Below are 22,393 nucleotides of genomic sequence, written 5' to 3'. Positions count from 1 at the left end.
TCACATTCAAAAAAGAAAAGGTACAAGAAGATTTAAATTTAAATCCCCTTGAACCATAAGATACCACATTATATAATAAGTGAATCAGAAAAAATACTAATATCTAATTACTTCCCTAATGTACCTCCCCCTTGTAATAAAGAAAGCTACCATTTGTAAAACTATATAAGTTGCAAACACACAAAGTGATTTATTAAACATATACTCTCCATTTGGTACAACTCCATATATTACTGATGAAAAATATGTTATTAAACTAACAGCCAAAACTACTGGAGTAAAAAAGATTATTGTAAGTTCTTTTGTTAAAACCTTTGATACTTCACTGTCTGTCATACCTAATTGCACCAATTTTTTTACCCTTTCCTTTTCATCATCAACACCGGTTAACACCTTAAAATATAATACAACTCCACTGGATATTAAAAACATCATTCCTAAAAATAAACTTGAGAAAAGCATAAAGCCATTTTCTTTTATACTTTTTTCTAAAATTTGCTGTTTAAATTCTGGTTTTAAAGATTCATCTCCATGATTTAACTTCTTTAATTTACTTGAAATGCTATTAAAGCTTTTGTAATCCTTAGCGTCTTTTAATTTAATTAAATGGTCATAAGAAACAACCTGTGGTCCTAATTTTTCTTTTATTCTTTTATAATCTTCATCATTAATTATAAGAGCTGTTCCCCTATAATAATCTAATGACCAAAATTCATTAGTATATAATCCTTCTAAATATTTCTTTTTACTTTTATCAACATACATATAGCTATCCTTATCCATAGTGGCTAAAAAATCCTCTATCCGTGCATTATTGCCTTCTTCAAGCTTTGCCGTTTGTTCTTCTTGTTTAGAGAAATCATTGAAATTAATAATTATGTCACTATCTTTAAACTTATTACCCCTACTAGGGTTAGATACCTGTACTAGCTCTCCATTATTTACAACCACATTTGTACCCATATGATTATTGTAATTACTCTGGCTTATGACAGCAATATTTCTACCATACGCCATAACCCTACCTTCATAAGCTCTATAATCCATAAGATTTATGCTTTCTAAAAGTTTATGCTCCTTTATTTCTCCACCACTCGCTTTTATTATGTTTTTAAGCTCCTGGCCTGATATTTTGTTAAGCTTAGTATTTTCAATAAAATTAATATCACAAGGATATCTATTGTTTGTGTCTTTTTCTATTGTGCCATACATACTATATGTCATGCTTATAAAAGTAATAGCTGCTGCTGCCAATATTAAAACTAAATAAATAACGCTTTTATAAGATATAAACTTATGCTGTAAACTTGATAATACTAAAATATTATTATTATATGCTCTTTTAAAATTCACAAGTACTCCATTTACCATAGATATTAGTGATCCTATTATAAAATAAGGTGCTATTATTGTTGTTATAATAATTATGATCATTACGCTTTCACTTTCTCTAAATATTTCTTGTTTAATTATTTTAGGAAAAAGATACAAAGCTGTTATTAATGCTATCAAAGCTATTGTTCCAATTATAAAATTATTCTTACCTACCTCTGCTCTAGAAGAGGATTTTATAAGTTCCATTATGGATAGCTTTCCTACAAATATCACTTGAAATATTGAATTTATCAAGAAAATAATTAGAGCTATAACTAAACACATAGAATAGGTCTTTATATTCAGACTAGGTCTAAAATTTTCAATCCAAAGTATTTTACCTATTATCATATAAAACAGCCTAGAAAACAAAGTTCCAACTAGCATACCGGTTACCATCGACGCAAACAGTATTAGAATATTTTCAATAAATAATATCTTCCTTAAATCCTTAGTAGTAACCCCTAAAGTCAAATATACTCCAAATTCTTTCCCCCTATATCTTATAAAGGATATAGTTGTATAGGAAATAAATACAATTGAAAATGCAATCATTAACACCAACATAGACATTAAGTTATCCTTTAGACCATACGTCTGAGAACCCTCTATAAATTCCTTACTAAACACTAGACTACCATACATCAATAAAACAGCAATAATAAAGCTATTAGCTATAAAGTAAGCTATGTATTTTTTAAAATTGAATTTAATATTCTTTATAATTATAGAAGAAAAAGTCATTATTTCTCCCCTCCTATAACACTTTGAGCTTCTAATATTTTATCAAAGAATTTGTTTCTATCACCTGCTGATACTATTTCTAATTTTATAGCCCCATCCTTTATGAAAATTATTCTTTTACAGAAAGATGCTGCAAAGGCATCATGAGTTACCATAATTACTGTAGAGCTTTTTTCCTCATTCATATTTTTAAAAGTTGTCATTATACTTTTTGAAGATTTTGAATCCAAATTACCCGTTGGTTCATCCGCAAATATAACTGAAGGTTCACATATGAGTGCTCTAGCAGCTGCGGTTCTTTGTTTTTCTCCACCTGATATATTATAAGGATACTTGTTTTGTAGCTCTTCTATACCTAAGTACTTCATAATATCTTTAGCTCTCTGCTCTATTTCTTTAGGATTAACCTTATCTATTATTAAAGGAAAGGCTATGTTCTCTTTAATATTTAAGCTATCTAAAAGATTAAAATCTTGAAATATAAAGCCAACCTTCCTTCTTCTAAATAAAGCTAGCTCATCCTTTTTCATTTTAATAATATTCTGCCCATTAATATGAACTTCTCCTGAGGTAGCCTTGTCTATACCAGATAATATATTTAATAGCGTAGTTTTTCCACTTCCACTAGGTCCCATTATGCCTATAAACTCACCCTTGTCCACATTAAAACTTACTTCATTAAGTGCTATAACTTCCTTTGCATCTTTAAAAGCATTATAAACTTTAGTAAGTTTTTTAATTTGTAATATTTCCATATAAATCCACTCCTTTATTGTAACTTAAGTATAAATCTAATGTCCTAATTCTCTAATTGAAAAACATTACTTAACCTTACAATTTTGAAAGGTAGCTGATTTCTACTATAGTTCCTTCACCTAGCTTAGACTTTATATGGATTTTATGCCCTAGTTCATCTGAAACCAACTTAACCATATATAGGCCAATTCCTGATGATTTTTTATTATTTCTACCATTAGTACCAGTAAAAAAAGCCTGAAATACTCGCGATATATCTTCCTTCCTTATACCTATCCCTTTGTCTTCTACACATAATGTTATGTAATTATATTCTTCCACTACACTAAAGGTAACGTAACTATTTTCTTTTTCTGAATATTTTATTGCATTAGCTATTATCTGCTCTAGCATATACTTTGACCACTTTTTATCTGTATATATATTATATTTTTCATCTATAATAACTTTTGGGAATACCTTACTATATATAAATTCTCTTTTTTTATTATTAACGGCGCTATTTACGAGCTCCCGCAGGTTAACTTTCTCAGGGATATAATCTTTTGCAAATTCATCTAATCTAAACAAATTAAGCGTTTCTTCTAAGTTATCCTGTAGCTTCTTATTCTCTTCTATTATGTCATCAATAAAATCACTATTTTCTAACTCTTTTAACCCTTTCTCGCAGGCCAAATCTATAACTGTTATAGATGTTTTCATATTGTGCACCCATTGAGCCATAAGGGTATCCCTTTCCTTTATCCTATTTTTCATTTTATAAAACTTGTTTATATAGCTATCATGTATTTCATTTATAGCATCAAAAACCTCCACATTATTATCAAATTTCTCCTTATAATTCGGGCTTTTTTTAGCTTCACCAAGCCTTATATAGAAATTGTTATACTCAATAGTTTTATAAATAATGTAAATCATTAAGAAAAACAGGCTTACAGTTATAGGATATATAATCTCTCTACTATCAAATATTAAATAATAAAAACTCACTAAAACTCCTGTATTTAGTAAATATATTATTATGGCAGTTTTTTCTTTTTTTAAAACCATTATTACTAATTTAGTTAAACACATATCCCACTCCTCGTTTTGTAACAATTGAATTTTTAGCTTCCAAATCTTTAAGTTTCTTTTTAACCCTAGTTATATTCACCGTTAAGGTGTTATCATCAATAAAAACCCTATCATCCCATAATGTTTCTAATAATTCCTCTCTAGTTATAACCTTTCCGACATCTCTCATAAATAACTTTAGTAGCTTGTATTCATTTTTGCTAAGATCTACTGTCTTTTCTTCAAACTTTAACCTCATACTATCATGAATCAAAGTTAATCCAGAAGCATTAAAATCTTCGGTATCAACCACATTATTTGTTCTTCGCAGCACAGCATTTACCTTTGCCAGTAGTATGCCCATGCTAAACGGCTTTGTTATATAATCATCTGCCCCTAATTCCATTCCTCTAATTTGTTCCCCCTCTTCACTTCTAGCTGAAACAATAATTACTGGAACCTGCGATTTATTCCTAATGATCTTTAAAAAATAAAAACCATCAAAGGTTGGAAGATTAATATCTAATATTATAAGATTAGGCTCTATAAGGCTCACATCTTCTAATACATTTTGGAAAGCATTTAAGAGGATAGTTTCATAACCATACCCATTTAGATATTCTTGCATATACTTTTTAAGTTTTAAATCATCTTCTATTATTAAAATTTTATTCATAGTAAATCTCCTAATTTTATATTTATAATGCTAATTATACCATTTCTTTAAGGTACAGGGATATATTTAGCAGTAAGGATATACTAATCACTCTCATTAAATCATCATCTGCTATACTGCAATATTAATACAGCTTCAAAAAAAACAACCAACTTACAATGAACTAAGTAAGTTGGTTGTTTTATAAATAGAATATGTATTTGTAATGAGTTAAGATAATAGGAAATTTCAGATGGACTCCATAGTCGGAGGGTATATTCATTGCAATTTCATTTTAGTAATTTCTTTATAGTAAGTAATACTTTTAGCTTCATCCTTAGTAATCAAATTATCAACAATCAATATATTATCAATATCCACCATCTTAAAAGCTTTAGTGTTTTTATTATGTGCATCGCAAATTTTAAGGCTTAAATTTTTTCCTTCTTTATCACCTGTCTTAATTAGAAATAATACATTTTCATCTGAATCAGAAAGATCTTTAAAGACATTAAAATCTTCATTTATAAGTAAAGACTTAATTAAATCTTTTCTTAAATCTTTTTTTATGATTGCTATTGTGTCATCATGTTTAATAAGATATTCCGAAATAAAACCTACTAATTCTTTTTTTGATTGAAATAATTGTGTGTTTGACATTTATATTACCCCCTAAATTAATAGAATAACTTGTTTACTTTTATACATTCTATTGCATTTTAATTCATTAGTCAATAGTTTATTTTGACAAATAATTATGCTATTCATAATTTGTTAATGCTTAAACGTATTTAAACAAGGCATTTACATCAGTTAAGACTTTAAAATAACGACTTTAAATTTAATTTTAATTCGAGTTTTATTGAATAAATATTCATATACATGCATATACATTGCGCGCTACTTACAAAAATATCTGGTGCTTATAGCATACCACCAGATAGCTAGTTGCATTAATTGTAGCCTTATTGATATAATAAAAAAGAATAACAAGGTATATTATACTTTAGGATAGAAAAGAGATATAGATATTATTCCCTAGAACAATTTTATAAGTTAGACTTTATACTATTTTATAAAAAATTAGGATTATCCCTTTTAGAAATAAAAATAAATACATAAAATCTATGCTTACTAACCCTTTAGGCATAACATTTTTAAACAAAAAGCCCCAAAAGAAGATTGCAAAGGTAAGTATGGGGAATAAATATTTAGATATATACACTAGAATTTTTTTCTTGACTCTATAGTCGTTGTAGAGTATATAATTCTTCTTTGTAGAGAGGCGATAATTCTTATGAAAAATTTTTTTAATTATGTAATCCCAGCTGTGACCGGAATGTTAGTTGCATCATTATATATTATTATAGATGGAATATTTGTAGGCAGAGGTGTTGGGAGTAATGCATTGGCAGCCGTAAATATAGCATTCCCACCAACCCTAATAGCTACAGCATTAACGCTCATAATTTCTGTTGGTGGATCGACTCTGGTTGCAATGAACTTAGGGTATGGTAAAAAACAGGAGGCTATAAATAAATTCAATGAATCTATTTTGCTTTTAATTATAGCGGCAATAGCCTTATTTATAGTAGGTGTGTTTTTCTCAAAACCTATAACTTATGCATTAGGATCACCAGATTATTTAATAGATGATGTGTATAATTATATAAGGTTTTGTTTCTTGTTTTCCATACCTTTAGTTTTAAGCCAGGGACTAAACTGTTTTTTAAGAAATGATGGCGCGCCAAAACTTGCTATGTGTGCAATGATAGCAGGCTCTCTAACTAACATATTGCTAGATTATATATTTATCTTTATATTTAAATGGGGTATTATAGGCGCTGCTATAGCTACAGGTTTAGGTGAACTTGTAAGTATGATGATAGCAATTATTTATTTTTTAAGAGGAAAAGGAGTTCTTAGGTTTAAAAGATGCAAACTATCTCTTCAAGCAATTAAAGATATAACAATAATAGGATTTCCTTCATTCCTAACAGAATGTACTATAGCGGTAGTAACAATGTCATTTAATATAGTGATTTTAAAGAGAATTGGTGGAAGTGGAGCTGCTACCTATAGTATAATTAACTATACTATAACAGTTGTAACTATGATTATTTTGGGTATAGCCCAAGGTATGCAACCCCTATTAAGTTTTCACTACGCAGCTAAAGATAAGAAGAAAGTTAAATATTACTATTCACTAGCTTTAAATACTGCGCTTATAGCAGCATTTGTTAACTTTTTTATTGTTTTCTTATTTGGGAAATACATAATATCCTTTTTCACTTCTAACAATGAATTAATATCCATAACATATAGTGCATTTAAATTATTTAGTTTAGGAACTTTCTTTACTGCTATTAATATAATTAAGTCATCTTATTTTCAATGTATCAAAATGAGCAAGGTTTCAACTGTTATATGCTTATTTAGAGGCTTTATGGCTACACAAATCTCTTTATTCATATTGCCTAGAATTATAGGAAATAACGGCATATGGCTTAGTAATTTAGGTGGGGAATTATTAGTGTTTTTAGTAGTACAGATGTTTTTTATTAGAAGAAAACCTGTTTGATTTAAATTTGTCCACTCCATAATATATATTTTATAGATTATATAACTATGCTAATTTTTAAAAAGTATATATTGCGTAGAATACATTTAAATAGGCCGTAGTAATTTATAATTACCACGGCGAAGTAAAGCATTTTCGGTAATATATACTTTTCGTTATAGCATAATATAAGAAAAACTTCTTAGCTTAAATGGCATTTCAATATTATTATCTATCAAATACAAAGGAATTTATTACTGCTAAATACTCCCTAGCAAAGCATGTAGGCACTAGCATCGGATGAAGTGCTGCAGGATATCCATATACCTTCAAGCCCTGCCTTTGTGCTAAGAATTTAGCTCTAAACATATGAAAATTATTTGTTACAATAGTTACTTCTATATTTTCACTTCCCTCTAATGCTTCTAAAACCTCTGTTGTAAATTTCATATTTTCTAAAGTGCTAGTTGACTTTTCTTCCTTTATTATCTGCCCCCGTGCTACTCCATGTTTTATTAAAAATCTTTTCATAGCTTCTGCTTCAGTTATACTTTCCCCAGAGCCCTTCCCCCCTGAAACTACTATCGTAACTTTAGGGTTGATTTTAATATACTCTAGACTAGCGTAAAGCCTTTGATAAAGTGCCGTTGATGGAACTTCTCCTCTGACTCCCGCTCCTAGAATCAATAGGTAATCACTTTTATCTTTATGCTTTGATATGGCTGATTGAATTATACATGCTTCAATAACTACAAAAGAAGCTAGTCCTATAAAAAAGCATATTTTTATTGCTGTTCGAGTCTTACCAGGTTTTATTAAAATATATTCACTTTTACTTTTCTGTTTAATTAACCCTAGTGTTATTAATAATACTCCAAGGCCCAGATAAAACTCAGCAAAAGTTACTCTTCCTCCAAATATTATTGTTCCTATAAAGTAAACTTCACATAATATACCTAAAGCTAAATATATATTACTCTTATTTTTCATAATTTCCCCTAGCCTCTCCTGTTTTAGATATCAATTTTATTTATATAATATCATTATTTTATGGAGCTTATCAGGACAATTAGTTATAATACCATCAACCTTCATATTTAAGAAAAATTTCATTTTCTCTTCATCATCCACAGTAAACACATTTATCTGAGTCCTGTGCTTTTGAGTTTGTTTTATTACTTCCTCATTTATGGCAGGAAAATATGGATGAATAGCATTTGCCCCAACAGTGCTTGCATAATTATATGGCTTATAAATCCCTTCCATATATAATACACCTGTATTAATTCCCTTAGATATTTTATTACACTTAGCTATAGAATAGTGATTAAAACTAGATAAAATAACTTTATGATTTATTTTATGCTTATAAATTAGATCAATAAGTTTTTGTTCAATATCTTCATATATTACTATTCCATTTTTGATTTCAAAATTAATAATAATATCTTTATCCAAAGTTAGGTAAATTAACTCCTCAACTGTAGGAATTTTAATTCCTGCAAACTTCTCGTCCATCCAAGAACCAGCATCTAACTTATTTAGTTCCTTATAAGTATAGTCTTTTACAAATCCCTCCCCATTAGTTGTCCTATTAACCATCTCGTCATGAATAAGTACTAACACACCATCCTTTGTTAACTGCACATCTGTTTCTATTCCTGTAGCACCCATTTCTAAAGCCTTTTCAAAGGAAAGCATTGTATTTTCCGGGTAATATGCACTTGCACCTCTATGCGCGTAATTAATAGTCATAATACCAACTCCTTTTCCAAATATTTTTTTCTATAAGTTTACTTGTAAACACTCAACTTTTACCTAAAGTGATATTTTACTATTAATAAACTGTAAGTAAATTATATCATCAATTGATTTTTATTGACAATATAGAAATAATAATATACTATATGTAGACCAGTTACTATAATTTAAGATAGAGGGTGAAAGTAAATGAATAATAAAACTGATTCAAGAGAAAAAATACTTACCGCCGCCTCTAGGCTTTTTCAGCTTAAAGGTTATAATGCCACAGGCTTAAATGAAATTTTAAAAGAAAGTGCTTCACCTAAAGGCTCCTTATATTACTATTTCCCAAATGGCAAAGAAGAGCTAGCTGTAGAAGCTATAAAACTGGCAAGTGAAGCTATAGCAAAAAGTATAAGAACTGCATTGTGTAAATTTTCAAATCCAGTCAAAGCTATGCAATACAATATAAAAACCATAATAGAAGAATTGAATAGTGAAGATGGGCTTCAGGATATTTCCATTAGCTTGTTATCTTTAGAAACACATCTCTTAAGTGAGCAACTAAGGGAGGCGTGTAAAAAAGCTATTATAGTTATGGAAAATATATACACAGAAAAGTTAATTGAAAGTGGGTTTAATAAAGAAAAAGCTGAAGAGTTAGGTATGGTTATCAATTTAATGATTGAAGGTGCAATTACTGTATCTGTAACCAAAAGAGATGTTTCAGCACTTTTAGTGGTAAGTAAGCAAATAGAACTATTATTAAACAATTAAATTCTTATAGTACATATTTTATGTAGGAATTATTTTTTAAAATATGTAGACTGGTCTAATTTTAAAAAGGAGAATGTAATTTATGGAATTTAAAAAAAATAATTTTCAAGAAGATAAGAAATATAATGTAAAAGCTATGATGGCTGTGCTGCTATTTGGGGGCTTTTTATCCTTATTTAATGAGACGCTGTTAAATGTAGCATTCCCTTCGCTTATGGCGGAAATGCATGTAACTGCTACTACAATACAATGGCTTGCTACTGGTTATGTGCTAGTAGTTGGTATTCTTATACCAATCACAGCTTTTCTTATTCATAGCTTCAATACAAAGCCGCTATTTTTAAGTGCAATGATATTATTCTTAGTAGGAACAATATTGGCTGTCTTCTCTACTTCTTTCCCCGCCCTACTTATTTCAAGAATGATACAAGCCACAGGAACAGGAATGCTAATACCTATAATGATGAATACCGCTTTAGTAATAAATCCTCCAGAGAAGCGTGGTTCAGCAATGGGTTTATGTGTCTGCGCAATTTTAGTTGGTCCAGCATTAGGTCCAATAGTTTCTGGTACAATATTACAGTTTTTAAATTGGCAATTCTTATTTATAATGTTGATTCCCTTATCTCTTATATCAATAATTACTGGCGCAATGTTTTTAGAGAATGTTTCTGTAATAACAAAGCCTAAAATTGATTACTTGTCTATTGCGCTATCAACAATAGGCTTTGCTGGAACCATCTATGGTATAAGTTCTATAAATGATTCAAATGGTAACAATTTAACTATTACTATTTCCTTTGCTTTTGGAATAATAGCATTAATTTTCTTTACTAAACGTCAATTATCCTTAAAACAACCAATGTTAGAACTACGTGTTTTTAAGCAACCCATATTCACACTGTGTATAACACTTCTTATAATTGCACAGATGATACAGTTCTCCATGAATATGCTACTGCCACTGGTATTACAGAATGGTTTAAATACTTCTTCCTTAACCGCGGCCCTTGTTTTACTTCCAGCCGCAGTAATTGACTGCTTAATCACACCCATAGCAGGCAAAATTTTTGATAAGTTTGGAGGCAAAGTACTAATACCTGTTGGCTTATTTATAATATGTATTTTTATGTGGTTATTATCACATATTGGAGTCTCCACATCTATAAAAACAATTGCCATATTATATTCTTTTGTATGTCTTGGAGTTGCTCTATCACTCTCTCCTAGCCAAACAAACGCACTTAATCAATTATCAAGTGAGCAACAAGCGGATGGAGTTGCTATTACAAACACAGCAATTCAGATAGCCGCAGCAATTGGATCCACACTATTTGTCGGTCTTACGACGGCAGGTCAGAACAATTTTTTAAATAATATAAGTATCGGAAACACTGCTGAATTTGAGGTACAAGCACTATATAGTGGTTTCCGTTATTCCACGAAAGCTGCAGTTATAGTCATTATAATTGGTTTTATACTGTCCTTATTTTTAAGGCGTGATGTTAAAAATCAAGGAAATTAAAATATATAACCAGTAGCATTTACTTTCAGAATTTTGTATGATATATTATTGATTAATAATAATTATCAATTTTCAAATGTTTATATAATATATGTTTCTGGTTAAACTAAAATATACATACTTATATTTTTCTTATAAAAATAAAACTAGGGTTATTAAATTGATGAAATATTAATTTTAGGAGGAAGTATTATGAATGCTATAGAATTAATGATGGAAGAACATAAACTTATAAAAAGAATGTTAGTTGTGGTTCGAAAATTCTCTATTAAAGTACTTAACAATGAAGAAGTGGATTATAATGACTTTAATATTGTTATTGATTTTGTAAGAAATTTTGCAGATAAACACCATCATAATAAAGAAGAGGTTATTCTTTTTAAAAAAATGAGTGAAGTTTTAGGTGAGAGAATAGCGAATGGTCCTATTATGGGCATGTTAGTTGAACATGATTTGGGAAGACTTTTTATGAGCAATCTAGAATCAGCCTTAGCTAAATTCAAAGCTGGTGATAATGACTCAAGAGTAGATATAATAGCTAATGCTATAGCTTACACTGATTTACTTAATAGGCATATCGACAAGGAAGATACCGCCATTTATACTTTCGCACAAAAAAGTTTAAGTAAAGAGCAATTAGAAGAAATAGATACTCTATGCTTTACCGTAGAAACTGAGGCTACAAAAAATAACCTACAAGATAGATATATTAAAATTTTAAGTGAATTAGAATCTAAACTAGATTAGAAGGCAATTGTGGACAGCTGTAAACTGTCCACAATTGCCTTCTACTTATATCTAAAGACCTGCAACTGAAATTTCCCTTATTAAAACGCAAGGGCTACCAAAACAAGATCCCGACCTTGGTATTCCAAGTTTAAAGTCACATCCAACCTCCAAAGTATCTTTCATAACTTCAAAATAGTTACCAGCTATAGTTATCTGCTCAACTGGTCTTATTATTTTACCACTTTCTACTAAAAATCCTTTAGCTGCTAGTGAGAAATCTCCTGATATAGGATTGGCTCCTGAATGAGTTCCCTGTACCTCCGTTATTATAATTCCATTGTCCAAAGCTCTAATCATATCTTCATAGGATTTTATTCCTTTTTCAATATATAAGGTTGTAGGCGCAACTTTTATAAGAGACGTGAAGGATGCTTTTGAAGCATTTCCTGTACTCACTGCGTCCTCCACTATAGCCGTCTTAAGATTATGAAGTAATGTTTTTAGCTTCCCTTTTTCTACTATGTTCTTACAATATGTGGCTACCCCTTCTGCATCAAAAGGTGTACAACATAGACTCCCTTTTAAAAATGGATTATCAACTATTGTTAAACTCTCAGAAGCAATAGTTTCTCCTACTTTACCTTTTAATAGTGATAAGCCTTTTTGAGTATTATCAGCGCTAAATATCCCTTCAAAAGTTTGAAGAAATTCCGCAGATACTGAATTTTTAAACATCACTCTATATTTACCTGTTTTCACTGATTCTGCATCAAAATAAGCTAAAGACTCATCCACACTTTCTCTTGCAATTTTTTTTATATCAAATTCACTCATATCGTTTGTGAATTTATATGCATAGGAATTATTAGTCTTTCCCTCCTTCGTAACAACAGGTTCCATGAATCCATATATACCATTAACTTTAGTGCTAATGTCCAATCCTTTTGAATTTATTATTCTTCTTTCATTTTCTGTTGTTCCTAAAGAACATTCCCCGGTATTTTTAACATACTCACTGCATTTGTAAGCCTCACCTTCAAGCGCCATTGCGAGTTTTATCTTATCTTCAGGTGATATGCTGTTAATCTCCTCATTATATCCATTAAAATCTTCATATTTGTTACTGCCTTCAAAAATAATTTCTTTCTCTTCATTCTCAATAATTTGGGCATTTGACTTTGCTTTTTCTATTAATAATTCTATTGCCTGATCATCCATAATTTCTGTGTATGAATATCCCATTTTGCCTTCATAAATACCTCTAAAGCTTATACCCATAGTTTTATTCAAACTATATTTATCTACTTCCTTTTTAAATATTTCTATATCTAAGCTTTCTCCTGATTCATAATATATTTCATACTCACTAAAGCAAGCTTCTTTCGCCCTTTTAAATATTTTTTTTACAAATTCATTTAATGTCATATAAATTCCTCCTATCTTCCACCTACTGTAATCTCTGATACTCTAATCATAGGCTGTCCTACATTTGTTGGTACATTTCCGCTTGATGCGCCGCACATTCCCTGACCATGTTGTAAATTTTTCCCTACCATATCAATATTGAATAATATATCCGCTCCTTTTCCTATCAAGGTAGCTCCCCTTACTGGGGTATCTATCTTACCATTTTTAATTAAATATCCCTCCACTACTGCAAAATTAAATTCTCCTGTTACAGGATTTACTGAACCTCCACCCATTTGTTTTGCATATAAGCCCTGTTGCGTGGTGGCTATAATATCATTTTCATCATCATTTCCTGGAGCAATAAATGTATTAGTCATTCTTGAAGTTGGTGCAAATTTATAGGATTCGCGTCTACTACTTCCTGTAATCTCCATATTCATTCTTCTACTATTTAATTTGTCTATCATATATCCTTTTAAAATACCATTTTTGATTAACACATTCCTTTTAGCTGGAGTTCCTTCATCGTCAATATTTATTGAACCCCATAAGTTTGGCATAATACCATCATCAATTGCAGTTACCTTGTCTGATGCAATCTTCTCTCCTAATTTACCTGCAAATACCGAGTTGCCTTTTGCTACAGCTGCAGCTTCTAGAGCATGACCACATGCTTCATGGAATATAACTCCGCCAAATGCATTATCTATTACTACAGGCATTTTCCCTGCTGGACAAATCGGTGCATGTAACATAGTAACAGCTGTTTTACTAGCTTGTCTTGCTATTTCTTCAATATTAATAGCATCAAACATTTCAAAGCCCATTTTCCTTCCTGGCCCTTGGTAACCCATTTGGTTTTCTAATCCATTACTAGCTACTGCTTCTATAAATGCTCTTGTCCTTATTCTTCTATCATTAGTTAATAAGCCTTCACTATTTGCTATTAAAACCTTTTGGTCCACATCTACATAATTTATGGTTACTTGGGCTATTTCACTGCTATAATTTTTAGCTGCAGTATAGGCTTTTTTCATTTCCACTACCTTTTTTAAGTTGCTAACAGTGGATGGAACATATAAAATAGGATGAATGTTTGAACATATTCTTTCTGTTAAGTTTATATCTATACATATATCATTGTTAATACTTCCTACGGCTTGAGCAGCTTTGCACGCTGTTTCTAATAAGGATTCTCGACTTGCATCATTTGTATATGCATATACACTATTAAGGCCTTTAAATATCCTAATACCTATTCCAAACTCTCTTCCAGATACAGAATTATCTACTCTTCCATCAACCATTGATATATTATTTTTTACAGTGTCTTCTAAAAATATTTCTGAAAAATCCCCTCCTGTACATAAAGCCTTGCTTAATACTTCCTCGATTAATATTTTTGATAACATGTTATATCACCCCTGTTATTTAAATTTTCAATTATATGTTTGGATTCCTTTAATTATTTATTCCCCATAATAAATAATTCTGTAGCAAGGGACACCCCTATATTTAAAAGTCTTTCTTTAATAATTTGTCCCTGATTCTTATAACTTTCATATTGGGGAAAATCTTTAGTTTTCTCAACATAATCATCTACAGCTTTATGCATACCTTTTAATTCCTCATCGCTCATTGGATTATCTTCTTCATAATTACATTCAAAATAGATTAATTTTTCTAGCGTTAAACTATTAGCAATATCTAATATTTCTTGCTTTTTTAGTGTTTTATTATGATATCCTCCGATCAAAGTCTGAATTTCTGCAATAAAGTGATGGAAATACACATAGGTAAGTTGCGTTTCATTTTGATTATCGCAAAACATTTCTAGAAGCAGAAAATATCCACCTGGTTTTAAAACTCTTTTCATTTCATTAAGAACTTTTTGTATATTTGGGAGATGGTGTATAGCATTTGAAATACATACTGTATCAAAAGTGTTATCCTCAAAATTCAAATTTTCTGCATCCATTTTTATAAAGTCTATATTTTCATCTTTAAATCTCTCTATTGCCTTTTCTAAGGTAATAGCATTCATATCTATACCTATTATCTCTGTATAATCCTTTAAATTTTCTTTAAGTAAATCAATAAATTCTCCTCGACCCGTGCCTACATCTAAAACTTTGCATCCATAAATATTATTCAAGACGCCCTTTAATTTTTCCATGTCATTCCTCTCCCTTGTGTTTGGCTTAGATAATAATTATCAAGTGTTATCTAGCATTTTCTATATACATTACTATAAATAAAATTGTTAATAGTATATCGTACTTCTAATATTATACTTTTTCTTATAATATTTCAATATTTTCCAATATTATTTTTTTCATGTTCAGATATACAGCTTTAACTCATCTTTTAATAGTAAATAAAGAATTGAAATTGCATAAATCGTAAGCTAAGCTTTGTATCATAGTAAATTTAATGATATAATTGATTTATTGTCATTAGGCATCTTTAAAAAAATAACAGGCACGCTTACTAGTTATTTTTTTAAAGATGCCTAAATTAATGACTAAATAAAAAATGTAAAGTGAGAAGATTAAAATGAGAAATGCAAAATTAGAAAGAGCAATAATTAGAATAGATAATGATATTGCAGCTATGAATATAGCTAAAAAGTACTTATCAAATTTAGAAGAAATTAATGTTGTCCGAGATACCTTAAATAACAAAAGGCAGCTACTGGCAGATGAATTGTATGCTGAGGATAAAAAATGTTATGAAGAATGTTGCGATGTTATAGAAGAAATGTTAGATAAAGAGATGGTAAAAGACGATCAAATAGAATTACTTGAAACCATAAAAGAAAGTTTTGGAAGACAGGCTCCAAATGCCAGTAAAAAAAGTAGTGGCCTTAATGCTTGGTTAAAACAGCTATGTATTGAATACAATTGGGTTAAAAATGAAGAAACTGATTGGGATACACTAGTTATTACTGGCTTTGGTTTATATGAATAAGGAACAGCTTTAAATTAATTAAACACCATGTTGAGATAATCAACATGGTGTTTAATTAATTTAAAGCCAATTTAAAAAATATTACTGTACACTGATTTACCTTTATAATGATTAATTAACCCATACAGTTGTGCCATTAGGCATATTATCATACACCCATTTACTATCATTTATTGATAATCTTATGCATCCAGCAGAGGCTCTTTTCCCTAAAGTATAATCTTTTACATTTCCATTGGCGTCCATAATTATAGAATGGAATAAATATTGTTCATTCCATGCCACCCAATTCTTCGCTCCACTACTACCTTTAAAAAACCAAGCCCCTCTATTTTGAATAGCAAAAGTACCTCTCACTGTAGGAGAAATATTTCTTCCTGTTGCACAACTCATAGTTTTTAAAAGCTTGTACTTTCCCTCTGTTCCTTGAAATACGTTAACAATTTGACGATTAAGATCTACCCACATGAAATATTTAGTGTTACTTTTAAAGCTTTTAACATTTACATAGCCCTCTAGTTGTGCTGTTGAAAGCCTAACTGTGTTAGTTTTCGGATCATTAGGTATTATTAAACTATCTGCTTCTACCCAGCCATATTTCCCTACATTGGTCTTTATATAATACCATTTATATCCACTGTCTTTAATAACCTCTACCTTGACTCCTTTTTTTGCCAAAGCAAGTCTATTAGATTTAGTGGACATTTGCGCATATAAATCTGAATCCCTTGATATGGTGGCAATTACTGGTGATGCTTTTACCAGGTCATTATAATTAACTTCAATTTTTAAAATTGTTAAAGTTAAAATTACTTCTGATTCATATCCTTCAACTTTTCCTTTTAAAGTATGTATTCCTACTTTAGTTGTATCTACACTACTGCTATCCCAAATAACATCCTTATCTTGACGTATACCATTACTTAAATCTACTGTTACTTTTTTTTGAGGAATATATGCTTGTCCCTGTTTTATAGATAAGTTGATATTATTTACTTTTAATATAGACACAGGTTTTTCTATGACAAACATAATACTGTGAGCTTTGGTTAGTGGTTTACCTTCAATTGACTGTAATTTATCACCTATGTTTAATTGGTATTTTCCACCTTCTACATACCCATCAATAGGTGGTTTTATTATAACCTTTTTCTTATCTTCACTAAGCTCTAGAATTACATTCATCTTTTGCCCTTGATCATTTATTACAGTAATATTGTCATGGGCTAGTTCATCAGATAAAATAGAATAATTGAAAGTTATTGTCCAAATTTTATCCTTTGTAACCTTTTGTTCATCTTGTAAATTAACTGCTAGAACATTAAAAGACTTGCTCATTATAAAAACCATAAAAATCAATCCAAAAAAAATCTTTTTACAAACTCTCTTCACTAAAATCCCCCTAAAATATAAAAATATTATTTTATTATCTCATACATGTAGATTTTACCCTATTGTCCATTTAAAAACAATAAATAAATTCATTAATATTCAATAAGTTTAATTTTTTTACATTACAGCTATAAAATATAGGCCTATATCTTTATAATAATAAAAAGCTGCCTATAAAATAAGCAGCTTTTTAATGTTTTTTATTTTCCTACTTCAGGAACTCTTTTTGCATCGTCACCCTTCATTTTCTTATTATTATCACCTTTAGGTTGAACTTGAGGTCTACTCATTCCTTTTTTTGGCATAATTTCCCCTCCTAAATTTTTCTTAACTTAAACATTACATCTATTATCTTTTACATATTATTTTGTTTAATACATTTTATTGTGCAAATAAAATGCTTTGATAATTAATTAGTTGTGCATTATACTATAATTGTATTATCTGTGTAAAGAGGGGGCATAATAATGGCTAAAGGTTTTATACTGGACAAAAATGATGCAGGTGAATATTTTGTTTCTTTTAAACGTGATAATAATGACTTAGATTTACGAATACAAGGAGAATCTCCATCTACGGATATTACTCATGAAGAAATAACTAGCATCCTAGAAAAATATGGTCTTTCCACTGCTACTTGTACTGTGGATAAGGAACAGGTTTTAGCTGCAGCTCGGGAATTAAATTTTGTTGCAGGGATTAATAATAAATAAATGACGGGGGAACTCCCCGTCATTTTATTTTCTACTATAGTTTCACTTGATTTCTGCTCTATTTCTTCTTTTGTTTTTTTATCATTGTTTTTTATGTTAATTTCTCCTCATATTTATCTTATGTAAATAGCAATTATTAATTATTATCCCATATTCTTCATTTCCCCTATATATACGAAACATGTTATTATTTATTAGAGGGTTTTTGATTTTTTTGAATTGCATTTTATATTTCTTTGAAAAATATATTTATGTTTCTTTTCCCTCTTAAAATTAGTCGTATTTACGTATAAAGAATATAAGGGGTGGACAAATGAACTTAAAACTTCTTTTTCATAAAAATAAAAAAACAATCTCTGGTTTAGATGAAGAACAGAGTTTTAATATAGATGCTTTACTTCCCGAAAATCGCAGCAATTTTATTGGAGCTAACAAAGGTTTTATTTATTCAACTACAAGTAAAATCTGCAAAAGGCATCTAATTTGGGAAAATGATGAAGAGCTTAGTATTTCACTTATGGCTTTTAACATGGCCTGTGACAAATATGATGAAACTAAAGGAAATTTTTATGGTTTCGTTAAAATCATCATTAAAAATGCACTTATAGATTTTTTCAGAAAAAATAAAAACTCTCCCAATCTAATCTTTGATAACAATAATGGCAACGTGGATTACATAGACGGGAAAAATTCTATTAACAATTTTGAAATTCAAATTGAGAATGAATTTAGGGCTGATGAAATAAAGTTATTTTCAAAGGAGTTATTAAAGTACAAAATCAATTTTGATTCTCTTATTAATTTATCTCCTTCTCACAAGGATACTAGAAATAATCTATTAAACCTTGCTTTTTTATGCGCTAGAGAAGAATCAGTGCTTAATCATTTAAAAACCAAAAGAAGGCTTCCAACTAAAGAAATAATAATATTAGCTGCCTCAAATAGAAAATTAATTGAAAAATGGCGTATATATATAATTTCTTTAATATTGATACTTATAAATCCAGAATATGTGTATTTAAAATCCTACCTAAATATAAAAGAGGGTGAACTAAATGATTAAAACAGGTATTGTAATGTGTATAGTTAATAAAAAAGTTGGGATTATGACCTCAAGTGGAGAGTTTGTATATATAAAAATGGGTAAAGTATTACCTATGGTAGGTCAAATTCATACAGGAGAATTATACAAGAAAAATTTATTTCACTATAAATATGCCATAACTGCTGCTTCATTAATGTTTCTACTTATTTCTAGCGTGGTTGCTTACGGCTACTATACTCCAGTTACAGATATAGTTCTTAATATTAATCCTTCTATCTCTCTTAAAGCTAACAGATGGAATAAAATTATTAGTTCTAAAGGATTAAATTCAGCTGGCTCAACACTACTTAATAATATTGTGTTAAATAACAAGTCTATAGATAGCGGTCTTGAGCTTTTAGTTAAAGAAGCTAAGGCTGAAAATTTTATAAACGCTGAATATATAAATGATAAAAAAAATATTACTGTTGATATCAAAGGTAATAAAGATAACTCTATAGATATTTCTAATTTTAAAAATATTATAGATAGTAATAATCTAAATATTATAATTAATTCTTCTTCAAGGAATAATAAAAAAGTAGATATTACAGTTAATAATAAAAAAATAGATATTTCTACTTTGAATGAGAATAGTCACAAAAAAGAGTCCGTTAGTAAAAATGAGAATGCCAAGAAACATCTTCAAAAAGAATCTTTAGCAGACATTAATACTAATAAAGTAAATGATAAATCCTCACAAATTAAAGAAAAAGTTAAAAACAGTGACAAAGCAATTAAAAATAACGAGGATAAAATTAAAGAGGATGATAAATCTGAAAACAAAAATTATAATAATTCATCAAATACAAAAAAAAATATTAATCCAAATAAAGTTAAAACCAACTTACAGAATAAGAAAATTAAAAGTGTGAAAATGTATGATGATAACAATTCCAAGAATAATTCATTTCAAATGAAAAAAAAAGACAGTGACCATAAGCGTTCTAATAGTTATGAAAATCATCAAAAAACAGACAATGCACTGAATAAATTCCTTAAAGATTTTAAGGATTAATCACTAGAAATATAAAACATATATTCTATATATTTTGTAGTATTAAAAATCTCACATTTGTAAAAGATAATAATATAAAATTAAAAGGGAGGCTTTTAATATGCGTGAAGGATTAATTCCAACTATGTTAGGTACAGTTGTAACTGCTGCTGGTGCATCATTTTCAAGAAATAATATGAAAAAGAAAAATATGCTTCCTATGATTGAAGCAGGTGTTATTGGATTTGGCCTAGCCCACATAGTGCTAGGAGCCATTGATCTTGTAGAGCATAGAAGATAACTTAACTTTGAATAAGGTTTGCTTATGCATACCTTCAATATGAAAAACTTTCTAACTTTCAAACAAAATATTTTAGAATAGAAAAAACTGATTAGAAATTTCACTTTCTAATCAGTTTTTTCTATTTATCTTTTGAAACTTTGTCTTTAATAGTATTTAGAAAAATATGTTATAATATCTTTAGTATAATATTTTCATTATGTAAATATTATTGTAGCAAAATATTTTCTTTCATCTTATTTGCTATAAAACCACTGAAAATTAAGGAGGCTTTTATATGATTTTAATTAAAAACGCCAATATACATACAATGGCTAATGATAATTTCCAAAATGGAATGATTTTAGTTGATCATGGTAAAATTATTGCTATTGGAAATGACGTAAGGCCACCCGGTAATGCAGAAATCATTGATGCTAAAGGTAAATTTGTTATGCCAGGAATGATTGATGCTCACTGTCATCTAGGAATGTGGGAAGATGGAATGGGCTTCGAAGGTGCTGATGGTAATGAGGCCGTTGATCCTGTTACTCCTCATTTAAGAGCAATCGACGCAATTAACCCTAGGGACATATGTTTTAAAGATGCACTAGAAGCTGGAATAACAACAGTTGCAACTGGTCCAGGTAGTGCTAATGTTATTGGTGGACAGTTTGCAGTTATTAAAACCTATGGAGATAGAATTGATGATATGATCGTAAATGATTGTCTTGCTATGAAAGTAGCTTTTGGCGAAAACCCTAAAAGAGTATATCACTCCCTCAAAAAATCTCCAAGCACACGAATGGGCACCGCTGCAATCCTCAGGGAAAATCTTTTTAAAGCAAAAATGTATATAGAAAAACAAAATAAAGCCTTAGAAACCCCTGATAAGGTACCTGAATTTGACATGAAAATGGAGGCACTAGCAAAGGTTATAAAAAAAGAAATCCCTCTAAAAGCTCATGCTCATAGAGCTGATGATATACTTACTGCCCTTCGAATCGCCAAGGAGTTTGATATAGATATAACCCTTGACCATTGCACTGAAGGTCACTTAATTGTAGATTATTTAAAAGAAGGCATTCAAAAGGGTATAATCTTAGGCCCAACATTGTCTAATAGGTCAAAAGTAGAACTTCAAAATCTAACTTTTGAAACCCCGGGAATCCTTTCAAAAGCTGGCATAAAAGTAGCTATAATGACAGATCACCCTGTTATTCCCCTTCAATATCTTCCAGTATGCGCAGGTATTGCTGCAAGAGAGGGTATGGATGAAGAAGAGGCTCTTAAGGCAATTACTATAAACGCTGCAGAAATACTTGGTATCCAAAGCAAAGTTGGAAGCTTAGAACTTGGAAAAGATGCAGATATTATTATATATAGTGGACATCCCTTTGATTTAAGAAGTAAAGTAGAATTTGTAATGGTTAATGGTAAAATTATTAAAAACAAATAAGTAAAGGCTGTTAACATAATAATTATGTTAGCAGCCTTTTTATTTGAGTAGTCACGGAAAGTAACATGTAAAACTTGATTTTGTATAGAGTCATTATAAGGCTATAAATTTTATGTTCAGAGAGCAGTTAGGAATAAAAATAGGCATAGCAAACAAGCCTACACGATGCAGG

General features: G+C 29.6%; 21 protein-coding genes. 10 read left to right on the top strand and 11 right to left on the bottom strand.

Translation table 11 applies throughout. From position 1 onward, the window contains the following. Window positions 1–96: 96 nt before the first annotated feature. The 5 genes from Ctaglu_RS12020 to Ctaglu_RS12000 form a co-directional block, all read right to left on the bottom strand. Window positions 97–2,118, bottom strand: a complete 2,022-nt coding sequence (locus tag Ctaglu_RS12020; protein ID WP_125001942.1) for an FtsX-like permease family protein — start codon at window positions 2,116–2,118, stop codon at window positions 97–99. Continuing rightward, window positions 2,118–2,873 carry an ABC transporter ATP-binding protein gene (locus Ctaglu_RS12015; protein ID WP_125001940.1) on the bottom strand — a complete coding sequence of 252 codons (756 nt, stop codon included), beginning with the start codon at window positions 2,871–2,873 and terminating at the stop codon, window positions 2,118–2,120. The genes Ctaglu_RS12020 and Ctaglu_RS12015 overlap by 1 nt, the downstream gene beginning before the upstream one ends. A gap of 76 nt (window positions 2,874–2,949) precedes the next feature. Beyond that, complete coding sequence (locus tag Ctaglu_RS12010; protein WP_125001938.1) at window positions 2,950–3,948, bottom strand: sensor histidine kinase; 999 nt, start codon at window positions 3,946–3,948, stop codon at window positions 2,950–2,952. Then, window positions 3,935–4,603, bottom strand: a complete 669-nt coding sequence (locus tag Ctaglu_RS12005; RefSeq protein WP_125001936.1) for a response regulator transcription factor — start codon at window positions 4,601–4,603, stop codon at window positions 3,935–3,937. Before Ctaglu_RS12005 ends, Ctaglu_RS12010 begins: the two co-directional genes overlap by 14 nt. Before the next feature lie 258 nt (window positions 4,604–4,861). Further along, window positions 4,862–5,242, bottom strand: a complete 381-nt coding sequence (locus Ctaglu_RS12000) for a hypothetical protein (protein ID WP_125001934.1) — start codon at window positions 5,240–5,242, stop codon at window positions 4,862–4,864. Window positions 5,243–5,879: 637 nt separating this feature from the next. On the opposite strand from Ctaglu_RS12000, the gene Ctaglu_RS11995 reads away from it, so the two are divergent. Continuing rightward, window positions 5,880–7,163: an MATE family efflux transporter gene (locus Ctaglu_RS11995; RefSeq protein ID WP_125001932.1), complete on the top strand. Its 1,284-nt coding sequence runs from the start codon at window positions 5,880–5,882 to the stop codon at window positions 7,161–7,163. Window positions 7,164–7,370: 207 nt separating this feature from the next. Here Ctaglu_RS11995 and Ctaglu_RS11990 read toward each other — a convergent pair whose 3' ends face one another. Together Ctaglu_RS11990 and Ctaglu_RS11985 are read right to left on the bottom strand one after the other, a co-directional pair. Next, window positions 7,371–8,132 carry a YdcF family protein gene (locus tag Ctaglu_RS11990; RefSeq protein ID WP_125001930.1) on the bottom strand — a complete coding sequence of 254 codons (762 nt, stop codon included), beginning with the start codon at window positions 8,130–8,132 and terminating at the stop codon, window positions 7,371–7,373. Between the two features lie 36 nt (window positions 8,133–8,168). After that, on the bottom strand, window positions 8,169–8,897 hold the full coding sequence (locus Ctaglu_RS11985) for a glycerophosphodiester phosphodiesterase (RefSeq protein WP_125001928.1): 729 nt from the start codon (window positions 8,895–8,897) through the stop codon (window positions 8,169–8,171). Between the two features lie 195 nt (window positions 8,898–9,092). Between Ctaglu_RS11985 and Ctaglu_RS11980 the strand changes: the two genes are divergently transcribed. The 3 genes from Ctaglu_RS11980 to Ctaglu_RS11970 all read left to right on the top strand — a co-directional run bounded on the left by Ctaglu_RS11980 (window position 9,093) and on the right by Ctaglu_RS11970 (window position 11,934). Continuing rightward, window positions 9,093–9,662 carry a TetR/AcrR family transcriptional regulator gene (locus Ctaglu_RS11980; protein ID WP_125001926.1) on the top strand — a complete coding sequence of 190 codons (570 nt, stop codon included), beginning with the start codon at window positions 9,093–9,095 and terminating at the stop codon, window positions 9,660–9,662. Window positions 9,663–9,744: 82 nt separating this feature from the next. Further along, window positions 9,745–11,187 carry an MDR family MFS transporter gene (locus Ctaglu_RS11975; RefSeq protein ID WP_125001924.1) on the top strand — a complete coding sequence of 481 codons (1,443 nt, stop codon included), beginning with the start codon at window positions 9,745–9,747 and terminating at the stop codon, window positions 11,185–11,187. A gap of 192 nt (window positions 11,188–11,379) precedes the next feature. Then, window positions 11,380–11,934: a hemerythrin domain-containing protein gene (locus tag Ctaglu_RS11970; protein WP_125001922.1), complete on the top strand. Its 555-nt coding sequence runs from the start codon at window positions 11,380–11,382 to the stop codon at window positions 11,932–11,934. A gap of 51 nt (window positions 11,935–11,985) precedes the next feature. On the opposite strand, the gene Ctaglu_RS11965 is transcribed toward Ctaglu_RS11970, so the two are convergent. The 3 genes from Ctaglu_RS11965 to Ctaglu_RS11955 are packed head-to-tail and all read right to left on the bottom strand — an operon-like array spanning window position 11,986 to window position 15,502. After that, entirely contained in the window at window positions 11,986–13,341 is a 1,356-nt protein-coding gene (locus Ctaglu_RS11965) for a TldD/PmbA family protein (RefSeq protein WP_125001919.1), read from the bottom strand. An 11-nt stretch (window positions 13,342–13,352) separates the two neighbouring features. Then, window positions 13,353–14,738, bottom strand: a complete 1,386-nt coding sequence (locus Ctaglu_RS11960) for a TldD/PmbA family protein (RefSeq protein WP_125001915.1) — start codon at window positions 14,736–14,738, stop codon at window positions 13,353–13,355. A 53-nt stretch (window positions 14,739–14,791) separates the two neighbouring features. After that, window positions 14,792–15,502, bottom strand: a complete 711-nt coding sequence (locus Ctaglu_RS11955; protein WP_125001912.1) for a class I SAM-dependent methyltransferase — start codon at window positions 15,500–15,502, stop codon at window positions 14,792–14,794. 380 nt (window positions 15,503–15,882) lie between these two features. Here Ctaglu_RS11955 and Ctaglu_RS11950 point away from each other — a divergent pair, with 380 nt between their 5' ends. Continuing rightward, complete coding sequence (locus tag Ctaglu_RS11950) at window positions 15,883–16,296, top strand: hypothetical protein (RefSeq protein ID WP_125001909.1); 414 nt, start codon at window positions 15,883–15,885, stop codon at window positions 16,294–16,296. A 111-nt stretch (window positions 16,297–16,407) separates the two neighbouring features. On the opposite strand, the gene Ctaglu_RS11945 is transcribed toward Ctaglu_RS11950, so the two are convergent. Beyond that, window positions 16,408–17,688: a L,D-transpeptidase family protein gene (locus Ctaglu_RS11945; protein WP_125001906.1), complete on the bottom strand. Its 1,281-nt coding sequence runs from the start codon at window positions 17,686–17,688 to the stop codon at window positions 16,408–16,410. A gap of 467 nt (window positions 17,689–18,155) precedes the next feature. Between Ctaglu_RS11945 and Ctaglu_RS11940 the strand changes: the two genes are divergently transcribed. The 5 genes from Ctaglu_RS11940 to Ctaglu_RS11920 all read left to right on the top strand — a co-directional run bounded on the left by Ctaglu_RS11940 (window position 18,156) and on the right by Ctaglu_RS11920 (window position 22,221). After that, window positions 18,156–18,401, top strand: coding sequence for a hypothetical protein (locus tag Ctaglu_RS11940; RefSeq protein ID WP_125001903.1), 246 nt, complete (start codon window positions 18,156–18,158; stop codon window positions 18,399–18,401). A 313-nt stretch (window positions 18,402–18,714) separates the two neighbouring features. Continuing rightward, window positions 18,715–19,464 (top strand): sigma factor, encoded by a 750-nt coding sequence (locus Ctaglu_RS11935; RefSeq protein ID WP_125001900.1) that lies wholly within the window; start codon window positions 18,715–18,717, stop codon window positions 19,462–19,464. Next, window positions 19,457–20,503, top strand: coding sequence for an anti-sigma-I factor RsgI family protein (locus tag Ctaglu_RS11930; RefSeq protein ID WP_125001897.1), 1,047 nt, complete (start codon window positions 19,457–19,459; stop codon window positions 20,501–20,503). Before Ctaglu_RS11935 ends, Ctaglu_RS11930 begins: the two co-directional genes overlap by 8 nt. Before the next feature lie 100 nt (window positions 20,504–20,603). Beyond that, window positions 20,604–20,783 (top strand): asparagine synthase, encoded by a 180-nt coding sequence (locus tag Ctaglu_RS11925; RefSeq protein ID WP_125001894.1) that lies wholly within the window; start codon window positions 20,604–20,606, stop codon window positions 20,781–20,783. A 277-nt stretch (window positions 20,784–21,060) separates the two neighbouring features. Then, window positions 21,061–22,221, top strand: a complete 1,161-nt coding sequence (locus tag Ctaglu_RS11920; RefSeq protein WP_125001891.1) for an amidohydrolase — start codon at window positions 21,061–21,063, stop codon at window positions 22,219–22,221. Window positions 22,222–22,393: the final 172 nt, after the last annotated feature.

This window comes from Clostridium tagluense (genome assembly GCF_003865095.1).
Classification (GTDB): Bacteria; Bacillota; Clostridia; order Clostridiales; family Clostridiaceae; genus Clostridium_AD; species Clostridium_AD tagluense.
Note: the sequence above shows the minus strand (reverse complement) of the source record. Positions and strands in the feature narration are given on the sequence as shown.

Bases quoted from the DNA above. Each gene is read 5' to 3' on its own strand.
- Ctaglu_RS12020 (WP_125001942.1), bottom strand. From the start codon at position 2,118: ATGACTTTTTCTTCTATAATTATAAAGAATATTAAATTCAATTTTAAA.
- Ctaglu_RS12015 (WP_125001940.1), bottom strand. From the start codon at position 2,873: ATGGAAATATTACAAATTAAAAAACTTACTAAAGTTTATAATGCTTTT.
- Ctaglu_RS12010 (WP_125001938.1), bottom strand. From the start codon at position 3,948: ATGTGTTTAACTAAATTAGTAATAATGGTTTTAAAAAAAGAAAAAACT.
- Ctaglu_RS12005 (WP_125001936.1), bottom strand. From the start codon at position 4,603: ATGAATAAAATTTTAATAATAGAAGATGATTTAAAACTTAAAAAGTAT.
- Ctaglu_RS12000 (WP_125001934.1), bottom strand. From the start codon at position 5,242: ATGTCAAACACACAATTATTTCAATCAAAAAAAGAATTAGTAGGTTTT.
- Ctaglu_RS11995 (WP_125001932.1), top strand. From the start codon at position 5,880: ATGAAAAATTTTTTTAATTATGTAATCCCAGCTGTGACCGGAATGTTA.
- Ctaglu_RS11990 (WP_125001930.1), bottom strand. From the start codon at position 8,132: ATGAAAAATAAGAGTAATATATATTTAGCTTTAGGTATATTATGTGAA.
- Ctaglu_RS11985 (WP_125001928.1), bottom strand. From the start codon at position 8,897: ATGACTATTAATTACGCGCATAGAGGTGCAAGTGCATATTACCCGGAA.
- Ctaglu_RS11980 (WP_125001926.1), top strand. From the start codon at position 9,093: ATGAATAATAAAACTGATTCAAGAGAAAAAATACTTACCGCCGCCTCT.
- Ctaglu_RS11975 (WP_125001924.1), top strand. From the start codon at position 9,745: ATGGAATTTAAAAAAAATAATTTTCAAGAAGATAAGAAATATAATGTA.
- Ctaglu_RS11970 (WP_125001922.1), top strand. From the start codon at position 11,380: ATGAATGCTATAGAATTAATGATGGAAGAACATAAACTTATAAAAAGA.
- Ctaglu_RS11965 (WP_125001919.1), bottom strand. From the start codon at position 13,341: ATGACATTAAATGAATTTGTAAAAAAAATATTTAAAAGGGCGAAAGAA.
- Ctaglu_RS11960 (WP_125001915.1), bottom strand. From the start codon at position 14,738: ATGTTATCAAAAATATTAATCGAGGAAGTATTAAGCAAGGCTTTATGT.
- Ctaglu_RS11955 (WP_125001912.1), bottom strand. From the start codon at position 15,502: ATGGAAAAATTAAAGGGCGTCTTGAATAATATTTATGGATGCAAAGTT.
- Ctaglu_RS11950 (WP_125001909.1), top strand. From the start codon at position 15,883: ATGAGAAATGCAAAATTAGAAAGAGCAATAATTAGAATAGATAATGAT.
- Ctaglu_RS11940 (WP_125001903.1), top strand. From the start codon at position 18,156: ATGGCTAAAGGTTTTATACTGGACAAAAATGATGCAGGTGAATATTTT.
- Ctaglu_RS11935 (WP_125001900.1), top strand. From the start codon at position 18,715: ATGAACTTAAAACTTCTTTTTCATAAAAATAAAAAAACAATCTCTGGT.
- Ctaglu_RS11930 (WP_125001897.1), top strand. From the start codon at position 19,457: ATGATTAAAACAGGTATTGTAATGTGTATAGTTAATAAAAAAGTTGGG.
- Ctaglu_RS11925 (WP_125001894.1), top strand. From the start codon at position 20,604: ATGCGTGAAGGATTAATTCCAACTATGTTAGGTACAGTTGTAACTGCT.
- Ctaglu_RS11920 (WP_125001891.1), top strand. From the start codon at position 21,061: ATGATTTTAATTAAAAACGCCAATATACATACAATGGCTAATGATAAT.